At 72.1% G+C, this 17,231-nt stretch carries 15 protein-coding genes; 10 read left to right on the forward strand and 5 right to left on the reverse strand.

Going from position 1 to position 17,231, the window contains the following annotated elements:
* Window positions 1-486 (reverse strand): TrkA C-terminal domain-containing protein, encoded by a 486-nt coding sequence (locus EBH09_RS27305; RefSeq protein ID WP_121749605.1) that lies wholly within the window; start codon window positions 484-486, stop codon window positions 1-3.
* A 103-nt stretch (window positions 487-589) separates the two neighbouring features.
* Between EBH09_RS27305 and EBH09_RS27310 the strand changes: the two genes are divergently transcribed.
* The 4 genes from EBH09_RS27310 (at window position 590) to EBH09_RS27325 (ending at window position 4,772) form a co-directional block, all read left to right on the forward strand.
* On the forward strand, window positions 590-1,720 hold the full coding sequence (locus tag EBH09_RS27310) for a HAMP domain-containing sensor histidine kinase (RefSeq protein WP_238697456.1): 1,131 nt from the start codon (window positions 590-592) through the stop codon (window positions 1,718-1,720).
* Complete coding sequence (locus tag EBH09_RS27315; RefSeq protein ID WP_055419881.1) at window positions 1,720-2,379, forward strand: response regulator transcription factor; 660 nt, start codon at window positions 1,720-1,722, stop codon at window positions 2,377-2,379. The genes EBH09_RS27310 and EBH09_RS27315 overlap by 1 nt, the downstream gene beginning before the upstream one ends.
* Window positions 2,380-2,482: 103 nt before the next feature.
* On the forward strand, window positions 2,483-4,000 hold the full coding sequence (gene miaB, locus EBH09_RS27320) for a tRNA (N6-isopentenyl adenosine(37)-C2)-methylthiotransferase MiaB (RefSeq protein WP_121749606.1): 1,518 nt from the start codon (window positions 2,483-2,485) through the stop codon (window positions 3,998-4,000).
* 49 nt (window positions 4,001-4,049) lie between these two features.
* On the forward strand, window positions 4,050-4,772 hold the full coding sequence (locus EBH09_RS27325; RefSeq protein ID WP_121749607.1) for a class III extradiol dioxygenase subunit B-like domain-containing protein: 723 nt from the start codon (window positions 4,050-4,052) through the stop codon (window positions 4,770-4,772).
* Between the two features lie 169 nt (window positions 4,773-4,941).
* On the opposite strand, the gene EBH09_RS27330 is transcribed toward EBH09_RS27325, so the two are convergent.
* Entirely contained in the window at window positions 4,942-5,265 is a 324-nt protein-coding gene (locus EBH09_RS27330; protein ID WP_121749608.1) for an antitoxin, read from the reverse strand.
* 24 nt (window positions 5,266-5,289) lie between these two features.
* Window positions 5,290-5,463, reverse strand: coding sequence for a hypothetical protein (locus EBH09_RS39980; protein WP_345940957.1), 174 nt, complete (start codon window positions 5,461-5,463; stop codon window positions 5,290-5,292).
* Between the two features lie 303 nt (window positions 5,464-5,766).
* Between EBH09_RS39980 and miaA the strand changes: the two genes are divergently transcribed.
* The 6 genes from miaA (at window position 5,767) to hflX (ending at window position 14,084) form a co-directional block, all read left to right on the forward strand.
* Window positions 5,767-6,705 carry a tRNA (adenosine(37)-N6)-dimethylallyltransferase MiaA gene (miaA, locus tag EBH09_RS27340; RefSeq protein ID WP_121749610.1) on the forward strand — a complete coding sequence of 313 codons (939 nt, stop codon included), beginning with the start codon at window positions 5,767-5,769 and terminating at the stop codon, window positions 6,703-6,705.
* 107 nt (window positions 6,706-6,812) lie between these two features.
* Entirely contained in the window at window positions 6,813-7,313 is a 501-nt protein-coding gene (locus EBH09_RS27345) for a hypothetical protein (protein ID WP_193776566.1), read from the forward strand.
* Window positions 7,314-7,421: 108 nt separating this feature from the next.
* Window positions 7,422-8,306: a diaminopimelate epimerase gene (gene dapF, locus EBH09_RS27350; RefSeq protein WP_121749612.1), complete on the forward strand. Its 885-nt coding sequence runs from the start codon at window positions 7,422-7,424 to the stop codon at window positions 8,304-8,306.
* A gap of 216 nt (window positions 8,307-8,522) precedes the next feature.
* Window positions 8,523-10,694, forward strand: coding sequence for an HD domain-containing protein (locus tag EBH09_RS27355; protein WP_121749613.1), 2,172 nt, complete (start codon window positions 8,523-8,525; stop codon window positions 10,692-10,694).
* A 221-nt stretch (window positions 10,695-10,915) separates the two neighbouring features.
* Window positions 10,916-12,442, forward strand: a complete 1,527-nt coding sequence (locus tag EBH09_RS27360) for a M1 family metallopeptidase (protein ID WP_121749614.1) — start codon at window positions 10,916-10,918, stop codon at window positions 12,440-12,442.
* A 148-nt stretch (window positions 12,443-12,590) separates the two neighbouring features.
* Complete coding sequence (hflX, locus tag EBH09_RS27365) at window positions 12,591-14,084, forward strand: GTPase HflX (RefSeq protein ID WP_121749615.1); 1,494 nt, start codon at window positions 12,591-12,593, stop codon at window positions 14,082-14,084.
* A 76-nt stretch (window positions 14,085-14,160) separates the two neighbouring features.
* Here hflX and EBH09_RS27370 read toward each other — a convergent pair whose 3' ends face one another.
* Window positions 14,161-15,372, reverse strand: a complete 1,212-nt coding sequence (locus tag EBH09_RS27370; protein ID WP_121749616.1) for a hypothetical protein — start codon at window positions 15,370-15,372, stop codon at window positions 14,161-14,163.
* 218 nt (window positions 15,373-15,590) lie between these two features.
* Window positions 15,591-16,820, reverse strand: coding sequence for a hypothetical protein (locus EBH09_RS27375; RefSeq protein WP_121749617.1), 1,230 nt, complete (start codon window positions 16,818-16,820; stop codon window positions 15,591-15,593).
* Window positions 16,821-17,231 lie beyond the last annotated feature (411 nt).

Raw genomic sequence — 17,231 nt, forward strand, 5'->3', positions numbered from 1 at the left:
TCACTCCTGCCCGAGTATCGCCGCGGCCGCGTCGACGCCCTCGCGGGTGCCGATGACGATCAAGGTGTCACCACCCACCAGCCGGAAGTCCGGCGCCGGCGACGGAATCGCCTCGGCCCGCCGCAGCACGGCGACGATCGACGCGCCGGTCTCGGTCCGCATGCAGGTCTCGCCGAGAAGGCGGCCGTTCCACCGGGACGTCGCGGCCACCTCGACCCGCTCGGCGACCAGCCCGAGATCAGTGGTGTAGAGCAGGCTCGGGCTGTGGTGGGAGGGCATGAGCGCGTCGATCAGCGCGCCCGCCTCCGCGCCGGCCAGCCGGAGCGAGTGGGCGCAGGAATCGGGGTCGTCGGCCCGGTACATGTTCACCGTGCGGGTGCCGTCGCGGTGTGCCACCACCGACAGATGGCGGTGTTCACGGGTCACCAGGTCGTACTGGACCCCGATACCCGGCAGCGGCGTCGCCCTCAGGCGTGGAGCTGACACGAGCTTTCCCCTCATTCGTCTTGCGTCCCTTGCCGGGTCTTTCCGCACGTGCGTGACGTGCTCGCGGCCTCGCCATGCTGTCATCCGCACGTACGGTGGCGATATGGGTGTCGTGACGGATATACGCGGCCGGTCGCGGGCGGCCAAGGTGGTTGCGGCGGTGTCGTGCGCTGAGGCCGGGAGGAGCGGGAAGAGGACCGTGTCGCTGTTCTGGCGGATCTTCTCGCTCAACGCCGCGGGTTTGGTCGTCGCCACAGCACTGCTGCTGGGACCGGTCACCGTGTCGACGCCCGTCCTGCCCGGGGAGGCGCTGGTCCTGCTGGCGGGCCTCGCCGCGCTGCTGGTCGGCAACGCGGTCGTCCTGCGCATAGGACTCACCCCGCTGCACCGGCTCGGCCGGGCCATGGCCACCGCCGACCTGCTGGTGCCAGGGGCCCGTCCGACGGTCGCCGGACCGGCCGAGGCGGCGCAGCTGATCGCGACGTACAACACGATGCTCGACCGGCTCCAGGCCGAACGCGCCGCCGGCGCCGGCCGCGCCCTGCACGCCCAGGAACGCGAACGCCACCGCATCGCACGCGAGCTCCACGACGAGGTCGGTCAGACCCTCACGGCCGTACTCCTCCAGCTCAAGCGCGTCGCCGACCGGGTGCCCGGCGAGCTGCGTGAGGAAGTGTCCCTCGCCCAGGAGACCACCCGGGCCGGCCTCGACGAGATCCGCCGCATCGCCCGTCGCCTGCGCCCCGGTGTCCTGGAGGAGCTCGGCCTGGCCAGCGCCCTGCGCTCGCTCGCCGCCGAGTTCACGCACCACGGGCTGACCGTCCACCACCACCTCCCGGGCGACCTGCCCCCGCTCGCCCCGGAGGCGGAACTCGTGATCTACCGGGTCGCCCAGGAGGGCCTGACCAACACCGCCCGCCATGCCGCCGCGGACCGCGCGGAGCTGAGCCTCCGCCCGCTGCCCGACGGTGTCGAACTGCTCGTACGCGACAACGGCACCGGTCTCGGCGCGGCCCCCGAGGGCGCCGGCATCCGCGGCATGCGCGAACGGGCCCTGCTGATAGGAGCCGAGATCCACTTCGAACCCGCCCCCGTACGGGGCACCGACGTACGCCTCCGCGTCCCCGCCCCGCCGGGGAACCGGCCCGGAGACCGGGTCGTGGATGCGACCGGGGACCGGTCCGCGAACCAGGCCGTGGACCGACCCCAAGACCGAACCGGAGACCGCCCCTGATGCCCGCCCGGCCCCCGATCCGCGTCCTGCTCGCCGACGACCACACCCTCGTACGCCGCGGAGTGCGCCTCATCCTGGACGGCGAGCCGGACCTGACCGTCGTCGCCGAGGCCGGTGACGGGGCCGAGGCGGTCGCGGCGGCGCGGGCCACCGAGGTGGACCTGGCCGTCCTGGACGTCGCGATGCCCCGCATGACCGGCCTCCAGGCGGCCCGCGAACTCTCCCGCCGCCTGCCCGAGCTGCGCATCCTCATCCTGACCATGTACGACAACGAGCAGTACTTCTTCGAGGCCCTCAAGGCCGGTGCCTGCGGCTACGTCCTCAAGTCCGTCGCCGACCGCGACCTGGTCGAGGCATGCAGGGCGGCCGTACGCGACGAGCCGTTCATCTACCCGGGCGCCGAACGGGCCCTGGTCCGCTCCTACCTGGACCGCCTGCACAGTGGCGGTGGCCTGCCCGAGCGGCCGATCACCGAACGCGAGGAGGAGATCCTCAAGCTCGTCGCCGAGGGCCACACCTCCAAGGAGATCGGCGAGCTGCTGTTCATCAGCGCCAAGACCGTCGAACGCCACCGTGCCAACCTCCTCCAGAAGCTGGGCGTCCGCGACCGCCTGGAGCTCACCCGGTACGCGATCCGCGCGGGCCTCATCGAGCCCTGACCGCCGGCTCCGGTCACCGGCTCCGACCAGCCCTGACCAGCGTCGGCCCCGGTTGTCCACAGGCGGCCCGGGCCATCGCCGCCGACCGCCTACCCTTATTGCCATGAGCAGCATCGACCGGAGCCAGTCAGTGGGCGGCACGCGCACCTATGAAGTCCGCACCTACGGGTGCCAGATGAACGTCCACGACTCAGAGCGATTGTCCGGGCTGCTGGAGGACGCGGGATACGTTCGCGCCCCCGAGAGTGCCGACGGCGACGCGGACGTCGTCGTCTTCAACACCTGCGCCGTACGGGAGAACGCCGACAACAAGCTGTACGGCAACCTCGGCCACCTCGCCCCGAAGAAGGCGAGCCGCCCCGGGATGCAGATCGCGGTCGGCGGCTGCCTGGCGCAGAAGGACCGCGACACCATCGTGAAGCGGGCACCCTGGGTGGACGTCGTCTTCGGCACGCACAACATCGGCAAGCTGCCGGTGCTGCTGGAGCGCGCCCGAGTGCAGGAGGAGGCGCAGGTCGAGATCGCCGAGTCCCTGGAGGCGTTCCCGTCCACGCTGCCGACCCGGCGCGAGAGCGCCTACGCGGCATGGGTCTCCATCTCCGTCGGCTGCAACAACACCTGCACCTTCTGCATCGTCCCGGCGCTGCGCGGCAAGGAGAAGGACCGGCGTCCCGGCGACATCCTCGCCGAGGTCGAGGCCCTGGTCGCCGAGGGCGTCTCCGAGATCACCCTCCTCGGGCAGAACGTCAACGCCTACGGCTCCGACATCGGCGACCGCGAGGCCTTCAGCAAGCTGCTTCGCGCCTGCGGCAACATCGAAGGGCTAGAGCGCGTCCGCTTCACCTCCCCGCACCCGCGCGACTTCACCGACGACGTGATCGCCGCCATGGCCGAGACGCCGAACGCGATGCCGCAGCTGCACATGCCGCTCCAGTCCGGTTCCGACCCGGTCCTGAAGGCCATGCGCCGCTCCTACCGCCAGGACCGCTACCTGGGCATCATCGAGAAGGTACGGGCCGCCATCCCGCACGCGGCGATCACGACCGACATCATCGTGGGCTTCCCCGGCGAGACCGAGGAGGACTTCGAGCAGACCCTGCACGTGGTGCGCGAGGCCCGGTTCGCCCAGGCCTTCACCTTCCAGTACTCCAAGCGGCCCGGCACCCCGGCCGCCGAGATGGACGACCAGATCCCCAAGGCGGTCGTCCAGGAGCGGTACGAGCGACTCGTCGCCCTCCAGGAGGAGATCTCCTGGGAGGAGAACAAGAAGCAGGTCGGCCGCACCCTGGAGCTGATGGTCGCCGAGGGCGAGGGCCGCAAGGACGGCGCCACCCACCGCCTCTCCGGCCGGGCCCCCGACAACCGCCTGGTGCACTTCACCAAGCCCGACCAGGAGGTCCGCCCGGGCGACGTGGCGACGGTCGAGATCACCTACGCCGCTCCGCACCACCTCCTCGCCGAGGGCGAGGTGCTCGGTGTGCGCCGCACGCGCGCGGGCGACGCCTGGGAGAAGCGCAACGCGGCCGAGCAGGCCAAGCCCGTGGGCGTGATGCTGGGCCTGCCGAAGATCGGCGTTCCCGAGCCCCAGCCCGCCGTGGCGAGCGGCTGCGGCTGCGACTGACCGCAGGGCGTACGACGGCGGACTGCGGTACGGGGCTACGCTGCCGATCATGCTTGTCGCCGCCGCTGTCTGCCCCTGCCCGCCGCTCCTCGTACCAGAGGTCGCCGCGGGCGCCGCACCCGAGCTGGACGTCGCGCGTGCCGCCTGCGCGGACACGCTGGGTGTGCTCGCCGCGGCCCGGCCCGACCGGCTCGTGGTGGTCGGGCCCGCCGACGGCACCGGGCCCGAGGTCTATCCGCAGGGCACGCGGGGCTCGTTCCGCGGGTTCGGCGTGGATCTGGACGTGCGCCTGGGCCCGGACCGTGGTTCGGAGCCGGAGCGGACCGGTCGTGAGTTGCCGTACGGGTTCGCAGTGGGCGCCTGGCTGCTCGAACGGACCGGTTGGGCCGACGCCCCCGTCGAGGGCATCGGTGTGGGGGAGGCCCTTCCCGCCGATCGCTGCGCGGCGCTGGGCCGGGACGTCGCCGCGCGGGCCGGGCGGATCGCGCTGCTGGTGCTGGGCGACGCCAGCGCGTGCCGCACGCTCAAGGCTCCCGGGTACCTCGACGAGCGGGCGGCTCCCTTCGACGCGGAGGTGGGGCGCGCGCTGGGAGCGGCGGACGTGACCGCCCTCGCGGCGCTGGACGCCGCGCTGGCCCGCGAACTGAAGGTGTCCGGCCGGGCGCCCTGGCAGGTCCTCGCGGGTGCGGCCGAGGGCACGGCTCTCGCCGGCACGCTGCTGTACGAGGACGCGCCGTACGGGGTGGGGTACGTCGTGGCGACCTGGTCGTAGGAGGGCGGCCGCGGGAGGTCAGTCACGAAGGAGCCGGCGGACGGCGGCGGGCGCGGGACATCCGCCACGCACGAGCCGGCGGACGGCCCGGAGCTGATCCGCTCGTGACCGTCCGCCGCTGTGCCGGTGCCCAGCGCCCCGCCCGCGCGCCGGGCGCGCGGGGCCCGGGTCAGGAAGCCGGAGGCGGCCCGGCCGGCGGGGTGCCGCCCGAGGTCGGGCCACCCGGGGTGGGACCACCCGGGGTGGTACCGGGAGTGTGTCCGCCGCGGCTCATGCCGTCAGCGTCCTTGTGGGCGAGGCGGTCCACGGCGCCCTTCGCCTTGCCCGTGCCCGTCTTGATCCGGTCGCTGTACTTGCCCTTGGTCCTCTCGTCGACGGTCTTCGCCGCCTTGTCGAGACCGCGATCGATCTTGTCCCCGTGCTGCTGCGCGAGGTCGGAGACCTTGCCCTTCGCCGGTCCCAGTTTGGCCTTCAAGTTGTCCAGCAGACCCATGGTTCGCCTTCCCTCACGGGGCGGTCAGGTGCGGGCGCCCTTGTCGGCCTCGTTGTCGACGGCCTCCCCGGCGGACTGCTGCTTGGGGATGCCGACGCTCTCCGAGTCGGCGGACTCGTCGGCCCCGGCGGACTCGGCGGACTCGCCGGCCTCCGCGGGCTGTGCCGTGGCCCGGGGCCCGGCTTCCGTCGATTCCACGGCCTCTGCCGCGTTCGCATCCGCCGCACGCTCGGGCTCCGGGGTATCGGCCGACGTCGCGGTGGCCGGCGCCTCCTCCGTGGTCTTCGACCTCCGAAAAAGCCGTGCAAAAACGCCCATATCAACTCCATACGTTACTCGTGCGGGCGAAATCCCGCGGCATCCGGTGCGTCCGTTTGCGTGGCCGGGGCCATGGCCCCGGTGGTCCGGGGCGCGGGAACCTCGCAACGGGCAACGATCCCGGCTCCGCACCGTCACGTAACTCGTTCGAGGGCCGGGCGAGAGGTTTGCGAGACTGGTGCGGTGAGCAGCGCACCCCCCGCCCCCCGCGTCATCGCCGTAGTCGGACCCACCGCGGCCGGAAAGTCCGATCTGGGCGTCTTCCTGGCCGAGAGGCTCGGCGGCGAGGTCGTCAACGCCGACTCCATGCAGCTCTACCGTGGGATGGACATCGGCACCGCCAAACTGACGCCCGAGGAGCGCGGTGGCGTCCCGCACCACCTGCTCGACATCTGGGACGTGACGGTCACCGCGTCCGTCGCCGAGTACCAGCGGCTCGCGCGGGAGCGGATCGACACGCTGCTCGGAGAAGGGCGCTGGCCGGTCCTCGTCGGCGGCTCCGGCCTCTACGTCCGCGGGGCCGTCGACAACCTGGAGTTCCCCGGCACCGACCCCGAGGTCAGGGCCCGGCTGGAAGAGGAGCTCGCAGAGCGGGGCCCCGGGGCGCTGCATGCCCGTCTGTCCGCCGCCGACCCGGAGGCCGGGCGGGCCATCCTGCCCAGCAACGGGCGCCGGATCGTGCGCGCCCTGGAGGTGATCGAGATCACCGGCAGGCCCTTCACCGCCAATCTCCCCGGCCACGACTCCGTCTACGACACCGTGCAGATCGGCGTCGACGTGGCGCGCCCCGAGCTGGACGAGCGCATCGCCCACCGCGTCGACCGGATGTGGGAGGCGGGTCTGGTCGAGGAAGTACGCGCACTTGAGGCGCAGGGCTTGCGCGAGGGGCGTACGGCGTCGCGCGCGCTCGGCTACCAGCAGGTGCTCGCGGCGATCGCCGGGGAGTGCACGCTGGACGAGGCGCGGGCCGAGACCGTCCGTGCCACCAAACGCTTCGCGCGCCGTCAGGATTCGTGGTTCAGGCGCGATCCGCGGGTGCACTGGTTGAGTGGGGCTGTGGCGGATCGCACGGAACTTCCGCGGCTCGCCCTGTCGTTGGTCGAACGACCGGTTACAGCCTGATCACGTGATGGCATCGGGACGCCCCGGCCGTCATCCGGGCCTTCGGCGGCGTGCCATCATCGAGCTTCGATCGACCGAGTGAGTCCTAGTTGGGAGGGCGCGTGGCGATGGAGGCCGGCCCTCGCGACACCGCACCGAGTACCGAGCACGGCACCGCCGACCACGGCGGACCGGAGCCGGACGGAGCCGGTCTGAGCCCCGACGGCCCCGAAGAGACGCCGGAGGGTGTGGCGGCCGACGGCCCCGAGCCCGACGAGATGTACGGGGACGAGGTCGAGGTCGAGCTGCGTCCGCAGCGACGGATGCGCATCTGGCAGCTCGCGCCCATCGTGTGTCTGGCCGCGGTCGGCTCGCTGATGTTCGCCTTCCCGCTCGCCTTCGACTTCGGCGACAGCGGCGCGGTGATCGCGATGCTGGGGCTGCTGATCTGCTCCTGCGCGGCCGGCTGGGGCATGATGGCCGCCCGCCGGGTCGGTTACACCTGGCCGGGTCTCCCGCAGCGCGGATCGGGGCGCCATGCCGACTGGCGGATGATCCTCGTGTACGCCCTGGCGGTCGCGGCCGTCGTCGTCCTCGCCGTGTGGCGGGTGGCCCGCCTGCGGGGCTGACACGAGCCCACTGGCGCGGGGCCCGCGTGCGCGTGCCCGGGTCCGAGCACGTCCGCCCCTCCTTCACTGCCTCGCCGTCCCGTCGTGCCGACCCCGTACGATCGAGGAATGAGCACGCGGATCGCCTTCCTCAAGGGTCACGGCACCGAGAACGACTTCGTGATCGTCCCGGACCCGGAGAACGCCATCGACCTGCCCCCGGCGGCCGTCGCCGCCCTGTGCGACCGCCGCGCGGGCATCGGCGGCGACGGACTGCTGCACATGGTGCGGTCCGCGGCGCACCCCGAGGCCAAGGACATGGCGGCCGAGGCGGAGTGGTTCATGGACTACCGCAACGGCGACGGATCGGTCGCGGAGATGTGCGGCAACGGCGTGCGGGTCTTCGCGCGCTGTCTTCAGCGCGCCGGGCACGCCACCGAGGGCGATCTCACCATCGCCACGCGCGGCGGCGTGAAGCGCGTTCACCTCGCGAAGAACGGCGACGTGACCGTGGGCATGGGCCGCGCGCTACTTCCCGAGGGCGACGTCGTGGTGAGTGTCGACGGGCGCAGCTGGCCCGCGCGGAACGTGAACATGGGCAACCCGCACGCGGTCGCCTTCGTCGCCGACCTCGCCCACGCGGGCGACCTGTACTCCCCGCCGGCCCACGAGCCGGCCACCGCCTACCCGGACGGCGTCAACGTCGAATTCGTCGTCGACCGCGGCCCCCGCCACGTCGCGATGCGCGTGCACGAGCGCGGCTCCGGGGAGACACGTTCCTGCGGCACGGGCGCGTGCGCCGTCGCCGTCGCCACCGCCCGCAGGGACGGCGTCGACCCGGCGGTCACCGGGGCTCCTGCGACGTACACGGTCGACGTGCCCGGCGGCACCCTGGTGATCACCGAGCGCCCCGACGGCGAGATCGAGATGACGGGCCCCGCCGTGATCGTCGCCACGGGAGAATTCGACTCCGCATGGCTGGAAGGGGTACTCGCCCGAACCACGACCGGGTGAACCACAGCCCGGTCCATGACACTCAGTGCGAAAACGTAAACCCTCGGACCATCGCTCGAATGGGTGATCCGTTTCACGCTCGGCGGGAGGCGGTCGGCCGTAGGTGATGGGCTCGATAGCATCAAGCACCGGCCCGGACGGGGGACCAACACCATCCCCTGAGCCGTGTCCGCCCCGGGATACCCCGTCCGCCGGTCCGTGCAGCCGGAGGTGCCCATGAATGCGGAGGCCGTGAACCCAGCGAGCCCAGGCCCTGTGACGCCCGCGGTCAACGGCGCCGTCGCGCCGGCGGCGCCGCCCCGCAGGAAGGCCCGCCCTCGGATCGACCTGCGCCGCCTGGGCCGCGCGGCCATGCTCGGCTCCGCCACCCGCGGCCGGCTGCCCGATGCCATCGGCCACGTCGTCGAGGCACACCGCGCCCATCACCCCGACGCCGACCTCGACCCGCTGCGCCGCGCCTACGTGCTGGCCGAGTCCTCGCACCGCGGCCAGACGCGGAAAAGCGGCGAGCCGTACATCACCCACCCCCTCGCCGTGACCCTGATCCTCGCCGAGCTCGGGGCGGAGACCACCACGCTCACCGCCTCCCTCCTCCACGACACCGTCGAGGACACCGAGGTGACACTCGACCAGGTCGGCGAGCAGTTCGGCGCCGAGGTCCGCTACCTCGTCGACGGCGTCACCAAGCTGGAGAAAGTCGACTACGGCGCCGCCGCCGAGCCCGAGACCTTCCGCAAGATGCTCCTCGCCACCGGCAACGACGTCCGCGTGATGTCGATCAAACTCGCCGACCGGCTCCACAACATGCGCACCCTCGGCGTCATGCGCCGGGAGAAACAGGAGCGCATCGCCAAGGTGACCCGGGACGTGCTCATCCCGCTCGCCGAACGGCTCGGCGTGCAGGCGCTCAAGTCCGAGCTGGAGGACCTCGTCTTCGCGGTCATGCATCCCGAGGAGTACGCGCACACGCGGGAGTTGGTCGACGAGAACGCCGCCCGCGCGGACAACCCGCTCACCGCGGTCGCCGACGAGGTGCGCAAGGTGCTGCGCGAGGCCGACATCACCGCCGAAGTCCTCATCCGGCCCCGCCACTTCGTCTCCGTGCACCGTGTCTCCCGCAAGCGCGGCCCGCTCGGCGGCGCGGACTTCGGCCGCCTCCTGGTGCTCGTGCAGGAGGACGCCGACTGCTACGCCGTCCTCGGTGAACTGCACACCTGCATGACGCCCGTCGTATCGGAGTTCAAGGACTTCATCGCCGTACCCAAGTTCAACCTGTACCAGTCGCTGCACACCGCGGTGGCCCGCGCACAGGACGGCCAGGTCGTCGAGGTCCTCATCCGCACCCACCAGATGCACAAGGTCGCCGAGGCGGGTGTCGTCGCGCTCGGCAATCCCTACGCCCCGCCGGCGGAGGAGCAGACCGCGGGCGACGGTGAGCGCGCCGACCCGACCCGGCCCGGCTGGCTCTCCCGGCTGCTCGACTGGCAGCGGGGCGCCCCCGACCCCGACACGTTCTGGTCCACCCTCCGCGCGGACCTCGCCCAGGACCGCGAGATCACCGTCTTCCGGCCCGACGGCGGCACCCTCGGTCTGCCCGAGGGCGCGACCTGCGTGGACGCCGCGTACGCCCAGTACGGCGAGGACGCGCACGCGTGCATGGGCGCCCTGGTGAACGGCCGCCTGGCGACCATGAGCACGGTGCTGCGGGACGGCGACACCGTGCAGCTCCTGATGGGCCAGGACCCCGCCTCCGAGCCCTCCAGGGAGTGGCTGGAGCACGCCCACACGCCTGCCGCGCGGATCGCCATCCAGCGCCGGCTCGCGGCCCACCCCACGCAGCCGCCCGCCGAAGCGGAGGAGACGTCCCGGGGCCCCGCCGCCGGCGACACACCCGTCTCGCGCCCGGTGTCCGACGGGCCGACCGCCCGTCCCGCCTCCGCCGACGTCCTCGTCGACCCGCCGGGCGCGACCGTACGGCTGGCCGGCTGCTGCACCCCCGTACCACCCGACGAGATCACCGGCTTCGCTGTGCGCGGGGGAGTGGTGACCGTCCACCGCGCGGAGTGCGCGGTCGTGGCGCGGATGAAGAGCGCGGGGCGCGCGGAGGTAGGTGTGCGCTGGGGGGAGAGCACGCAGTGCCGGGTCACACTGCTCGCCGAATCGTTCGGCCGCCCGCACCTCCTGGCCGACCTCACGGAGGCCATGGCAGTCGAAGGCGCCGAGATCGTCTCCGCGACCGTCGAACCCCCCGACCGGCAGCGGGTCCGCCACACCTACACGGTCCTGCTCCCGGACGCCGCGCGACTGCCCGCCCTCATGCGCGCGATGCGCGACGTGGCCGGGGTGTACGACGTGAGCAGAGCGCAGCCGCAGAGCACGGGAGTCTGAGCCGTACGCGGACCGGTGATGTCCGGACGGGCCGTACGCGAGCGGGTCGAGTTCGGGCCGGTCGTACGCGGACCGCTCGGGTCCGCGCCGGTCGTACGCGGACCGGTCGGGTCCGCGCCGGCCGTGTCCGGGCGGGGCGTCGGCCGCCCGAACGTACCCGTTCGGGTGCTCCGGGCGCGCGCCGTCGCCGCGGCGTCCGCGCGCGCTGATAGCCGTGGGGGATGCTGCACACCCCTCACACCCCGACTCCGCGGTCCCGCGCGTGGTCCCGCCGCCGGTTCCGGGCCGCGGCGCTGCTCGCCTCGGCCGTCTCCGTCTGCCTGGTCGCCGCGAGCGCTCCGCCGACCCCCCTGGGCGTCGGCGACCGCCTCTTCCCGCATCTGGGCAACCCCGGGTACGACGTGACGGCCTACGACCTGTCCTTCACCTACTCCGGCGACAACAGCGAGCCGCTGAAGGCCGTCACCACCATCGACGCCCGGACGACGGCCGACCTCGACCGGGTCAACCTCGACTTCGCCCACGGCAAGGTCGACTCCGTCTTGGTCGACGGCGAGCCCGCCGGTTTCGCCACGGCCGGCGAGGACCTCGTCGTCACGCCGGAGGACGCGCTCGACGAGGGCGACCGGACGCGGATCACCGTGCGGCACAGCAGCGACCCCGTGTACCCGGAGGACCGCCAGGGCGGCTGGGTGCGCACCGCCGACGGCCTCGCCATGGCCAACCAGGCCGATGTCGCACACCTGGTCTTCCCCTGCAACGACCACCCCTCCGACAAGGCGCGCTTCACCATCAGCGTGACCGCCCCCGACGGGCTCACGGCCGTCGCCAACGGCCTGCCGACGGAGGTGGCCCAGGCCGGCGGAGCGACCACCTGGACGTACCGCACCCAGCACCCCATGGCCACGGAGCTGGCCCAGGTGTCCATCGGCCGCTCCACGGTCCTGCACCGCACCGGCCCGCACGGACTCCCCGTCCGGGACGTGGTGCCGACGAAGCACCGCGCGGCGCTCGAACCATGGCTGGAGAAGACCCCCGACCAGATCGCCTGGATGGAGAACAAGGTCGGGCGCTACCCCTTCGAGACGTACGGCCTGCTCATGGCAGACGCCACCACCGGCTTCGAACTGGAGACCCAGACGCTCTCCCTCTTCGAGCGGGAGCTGTTCACCGAGCCCGGCTACCCCGCGTGGTACGTCGAGTCGATCATGGTGCACGAACTGGCCCACCAGTGGTTCGGAAACAGCGTCAGCCCGGGCACCTGGTCCGACCTGTGGCTCAACGAGGGACACGCCACCTGGTACGAGGCGCTGTACGCGGAGGAGACCGCGGACAAGCCCATGGCGGCGCGCATGAAGGCCGCCTACGGCGCCTCCGACCGCTGGCGCACGGCGGGCGGACCGCCGGCCGCGCCGAAGCCGCCGAAGAACGGCAGCAAGACCGGGATCTTCCGCTCGAACGTGTACGACGGTGCCGCCCTCGTGCTCTACGCCCTGCGCCAGGAGATCGGCCGCCCCGCCTTCGAGGGCCTCGAACGGGCCTGGGTCACCCGCCACCAGGACGCCACCGCGACGACCGCCGACTTCGTCCGGCTCGCCTCCGAGATCTCCGGCCGCGACCTGGACGACTTCTTCCGGGCCTGGCTGTACGGCGAGAAGACCCCGCCCATGCCCGGCCACCCCGACTGGAAGCCGGCGGCGACCGACCAGGTGCCGGCGGCCGCCACCGGGGAGGCGCACGGGGAATAAGCCGGTGACGAGACGGCTCGTGCCGTGCGACCATCTTCGGGACGGCACGGCAGGGGCCGCGGGAATCTCCCCGGCGGCTCGTGCGTTGTGCGGAGTGTGGCGGTGTCAGTGCCGCGCACGATTCCATTCCCAGCTGCGTAAGGATCCAATGACCTCCTCTTCTTCCCCCTCCCAGGACACCAAGCGTCTCGAGCAGACCTATCCCGAGGGCCTCCGGGCCGATGCCCTGATGGAAGAGGACGTCGCCTGGAGCCAGGACACCGACCCGAAGTGGGACGGCGAGCAGTTCGACCGCTCCGACCGTGCGGCGCTGCGCCGCGTGGCGGGCCTCTCCACCGAGCTCGAGGACGTCACCGAGGTCGAGTACCGCCAGCTCCGCCTGGAGCGGGTCGTCCTCGTCGGCGTCTGGACGTCGGGCACCGTGCACGACGCGGAGAATTCCCTCGCCGAGCTGGCCGCCCTCGCGGAGACGGCGGGCGCGCTCGTGCTCGACGGCGTCATCCAGCGCCGCGACAAGCCCGACGCCGCCACCTACATCGGCTCCGGCAAGGCCCAGGAACTGCGGGACGTCGTCCTCGACACGGGTGCGGACACCGTCATCTGCGACGGTGAGCTGAGCCCGGGACAGCTGATCCACCTCGAGGACGTCGTCAAGGTCAAGGTCATCGACCGTACGGCCCTGATCCTGGACATCTTCGCCCAGCACGCCAAGTCCCGAGAGGGCAAGGCGCAGGTAGCGCTCGCGCAGATGCAGTACATGCTGCCGCGGCTGCGGGGCTGGGGTCAGTCGCTGTCCCGCCAGATGGGCGGCGGCAAGGGCGGCGGCCTCGCCACCCGCGGCCCCGGTGAGACCAAGATCGAGACGGACCGGCGCCGGATCCGCGAGAAGATGGCGAAGATGCGCCGTGAGATCGCGGAGATGAAGACCGGCCGCGAGATCAAGCGCCAGGAGCGCAAGCGCCACAAGGTGCCGTCCGTCGCCATCGCCGGCTACACCAACGCGGGCAAGTCCTCGCTGCTCAACCGCCTCACGGGCGCGGGCGTGCTGGTGGAGAACGCGCTGTTCGCCACCCTCGACCCGACCGTGCGCCGCGCGGAGACGCCGAGTGGACGGCTGTACACCCTGGCGGACACCGTCGGATTCGTCCGGCACCTGCCGCACCACCTGGTCGAGGCGTTCCGCTCCACGATGGAGGAGGTCGGCGAGTCCGACCTGATCCTGCACGTGGTGGACGGTTCGCACCCGGCTCCGGAGGAGCAGCTGGCCGCCGTGCGCGAGGTGATCAGGGACGTCGGCGCCACCGGCGTACCCGAGATCGTCGTGATCAACAAGGCCGACATGGCCGACCCGTTGGTGCTCCAGCGGCTGCTGCGGGTCGAGAAGCGGTCGATCGCCGTCTCGGCGCGCACCGGCCGGAACATCGACGAGCTGCTCGCGCTGATCGACAACGAGCTGCCGCGTCCTTCGGTGGAGATCGAGGCGCTCGTGCCGTACACCCGCGGCAAGCTGGTCGCCCGTGCCCATGACGAGGGCGAGGTGATCTCCGAGGAGCACATCCCGGAGGGCACCCTGCTCAAGGTGCGGGTGCACGAGGAACTGGCGGCGGAACTCACGCCGTTCGTTCCGGCCCCGCTCGCCTGACGTTCGGGCGCACAGCGACGTCGAGGGCCCGCCCCCTGCCGACAGGGGGCGGGCCCTCGACGCGTGCGCGTGCGTGTCAGCGACCGCCGTACGTCTTGCTCATGTTCTGGTACATCGCCTCGGCTTCCCGGCCCAGCCGCGGACCCGCCAGCCAGGTGTTCTCCAGCGGGCCGATCGAGGTGTTCGAGACCAGCTTGGTCTCCCCGTCCACCACCCGGAACCAGCCGCCACCGGACGAACCGCCGGTCATGGTGCAGCCGATGCGGTACATCGTCGGCAGCGACGGGCTCAGCGACAGCCGGCCGGGCCGGTCGACGCACTTGAACATCTTCAGGCCGTTGTACGGCGCGGCGGCCGGGTAGCCCCAGGCGCCCATGCTGGCGACCTCCGTCGCGGAGGGGGCGGAGAAGTCCACCTCCAGCGCGGCGCCGACCGTCTCCTCCAGGGACTTGCTGCCCTGCTCGGGCTTCACGTGCAGCACCGAGTAGTCGTACGCGGCGCCGTCGCCGCCGTCCTTCGCGCCGCCCTGGATCCACTGGTTGGAGGTCGAGGCCCAGTCGGCCCACCAGGTGCCGTACGGGGCCATCTCAGTGGTCGTCGCGCCCGCCAGCTCCGCCTCGGACTTGTCGAGGTCGTTGTACGAGGGCACGAAGGCGATGTTGCGGTACCAGCCGCCGCTGCCGCCGGCGTGCACGCAGTGGCCGGCCGTCCAGACCAGGTTGGACTTGCCCGGGTTGTTCGCGTCCTTGATGACGGTGCCGGAGCAGACCATCGACCCCTCAGGGGAGTCGAAGAAGACCTTGCCGACCGGGGCGGCGTTGTCGTGGTACGGCGTCTTCTCGGCCACGGCCTCGACGGGCGCCGGCTCCGGGTCGGTGGCGCCCTGGTCGGCGGCGGTGTCCTTGGTCGTGACGGTCTTGTCGGCCTCGGTCGCGGACTGCATCCGGTCGGGCTTCCACAGGCCTTCGATCACCGGGTTGACGAAGTCCTTGGCCTCAGTGAGCCACTTGTCCTTGTCCCAGTTCTTCCAGCCGCCGTCCTTCCACTGGTCGACGTCGATGCCGTGCTCCTCGAGCCGGTCCGCGAGGCCGGCCGGGACCTCGGCCTTGCCGCCACCGTCGGCGTCGGCGGCCTGCGAAGTGCCACCGCTGGGCTTGGCGTCGGCCTCGTCCTTCTCCGAGCCGCCGCAGGCGGTCGCGGCGAGCGCCAGGGCGGCGACGAGGCCGGTGGCAGCGGGCGCGGTGCGCCGCCGGCGCCGTGGAGCGGCGGGCGTTGGTGCGGAACGCATGGTGGGTCGACCCCCGTTGAAACGTATGAATGCTGAAACGTACAGCTGCTGAAACGTATGGATGCGGAACGGATTCGGAACGTGCGATGCGGAACACGCGGAATGCGGAGCATACGGATGTGGAACATACGCACGTCACCGAAGGCTCGGTGGGGTGCCGGGCGGGCCCGAGGCACCCCACCGCCCTCCGAGACGAGGCGGTGCGCCTCAGCGTGCGGTCACTGGCCGGCGAACTTGCCGCTCACCGCGTCGAACACACCCTTGGCCTCCTCGCCCAGCCGCGGACCGGCCAGCCAGCCGGCCGTCACCGGGCCGATCGAGGTGTTGGACACCAGCGCCGGCTTGCCGTCGGAACCGGCCGCGACCCAGCCGCCGCCGGACGAACCGCCGGTCATGGTGCAGCCGATGCGGTACATCGTCGGGTCGGAGGTGCCGATCGACAGCCGGCCGGGCTTGTCCTCGCACTGGTACAGCTTCTGGCCGTCGTACGGCGCTGCGGCCGGGTAGCCGATCGCCTTGAGGCTCTTCACCTGGGGCACCGCGGGCGCGTCGAAGTCCACCGGAAGCGCGTCACCGACCGTCTCCTCCAGGGACTTGCCGTCGCTGCCCTTCTCCGGCGTCACATGGATGACGGCGTAGTCGTACGAGGCGCCGTCACCGCCCGTCGCGCCGCCCTGCTCGATCCACTGGTCCGAGGTCTGCGCCCAGTCGCCCCACCAGACGCCGTACGGAGCGACCTCCTCCTTGGTGGCGTTCTGCAGTTCCGCGGTCGACTTGCCGGCGTCGTTGTACGAGGGCACGAAGGCGATGTTGCGGTACCAGCCGCCCTTCTTGCCCGCGTGCACGCAGTGGCCGGCGGTCCAGACCAGGTTGGACTTGCCCGGGTTGGCCGGGTCCGCCACGACCGTGGCCGAGCAGACCATCGAGCCCTGAGGGGAGTCGAAGAGCAGCTTGCCGGCGGTGGCGGCGCTGTCGTGGTACTTGGGCGGCACGTCCTGCGCCCGCACCGGTTGCGGCTCCGGGTCGGTGACGCCCTGGTCACCGGAGAGGTCGCTGTCGTCGACCTCCTGGTCCGGCTCCTGGGCGTCCCGCATGCGGTCCGGGTCCCACAGGTCCTCGATGATCGGGTTGACGTAGTCCTGCGCCTCACGCAGCCAGTCGTCCTTGCTCCAGTTCTTCCAGGCGCCGTTCTTCCACTCGTCGACGTCGATCCCGTGTTCTTTGAGCTTGTCCTTGATGTGGTCCGGGATCCGGAGCTCGCCGTTGCCGCCGTCCGCGGCGGACGCGGAGGCCGAGGCGTCGCCGCCCGCCTCGGGGTCGCCGGACTCGCAGGCGGTGGCGGTGAGCGCGAGTGCCGAGACGAGCGCCACGGCGACCGGCACGGGGGAGTTTCTGCGCCGCCCGCGCCTGTGCCCGCGCGTGGTGAACGACGGCCGTATGGATCGCATGCTGGTGATTCCCCCTATGGTGAACTGCCCTGGAACGGCACCACACACTATTCGTTCGCTGTGGGGGAGTTCCGACGGAACGGCAACGGTTCGGATACAAGGCGTCTGACCTGGTCGGCATCCATGCGCGGGTCCGGCACCGACCCCGCGGTACGGCGGTATGCCCGGCGGGGGATCCTGCCGGGCCCGGCCTCCTCGTCGGAGGCGTTCGCCTGTTGGCCGGCCGGCCTCCCTGAGCGCCTCGCGCGGTGACGACGGCCGCCCGCCCCGGCATGGATCTTCGGGCAACCCGTAACCCCGCGAACGGCAGGGTGTTGGTAGCGGTGGGGGGCCTGCTGCCCGAGTGCGGCCTCCCGTGCCGAGGGCGCCCGGACACGTCGGGTCGCGGCTGGACAGCGGGAGGTCGGGAAG

Origin of the sequence: Streptomyces sp. E2N166 (genome assembly GCF_003671715.1) — a bacterium.
Taxonomy (GTDB): domain Bacteria; phylum Actinomycetota; class Actinomycetes; order Streptomycetales; family Streptomycetaceae; genus Streptomyces; species Streptomyces thinghirensis.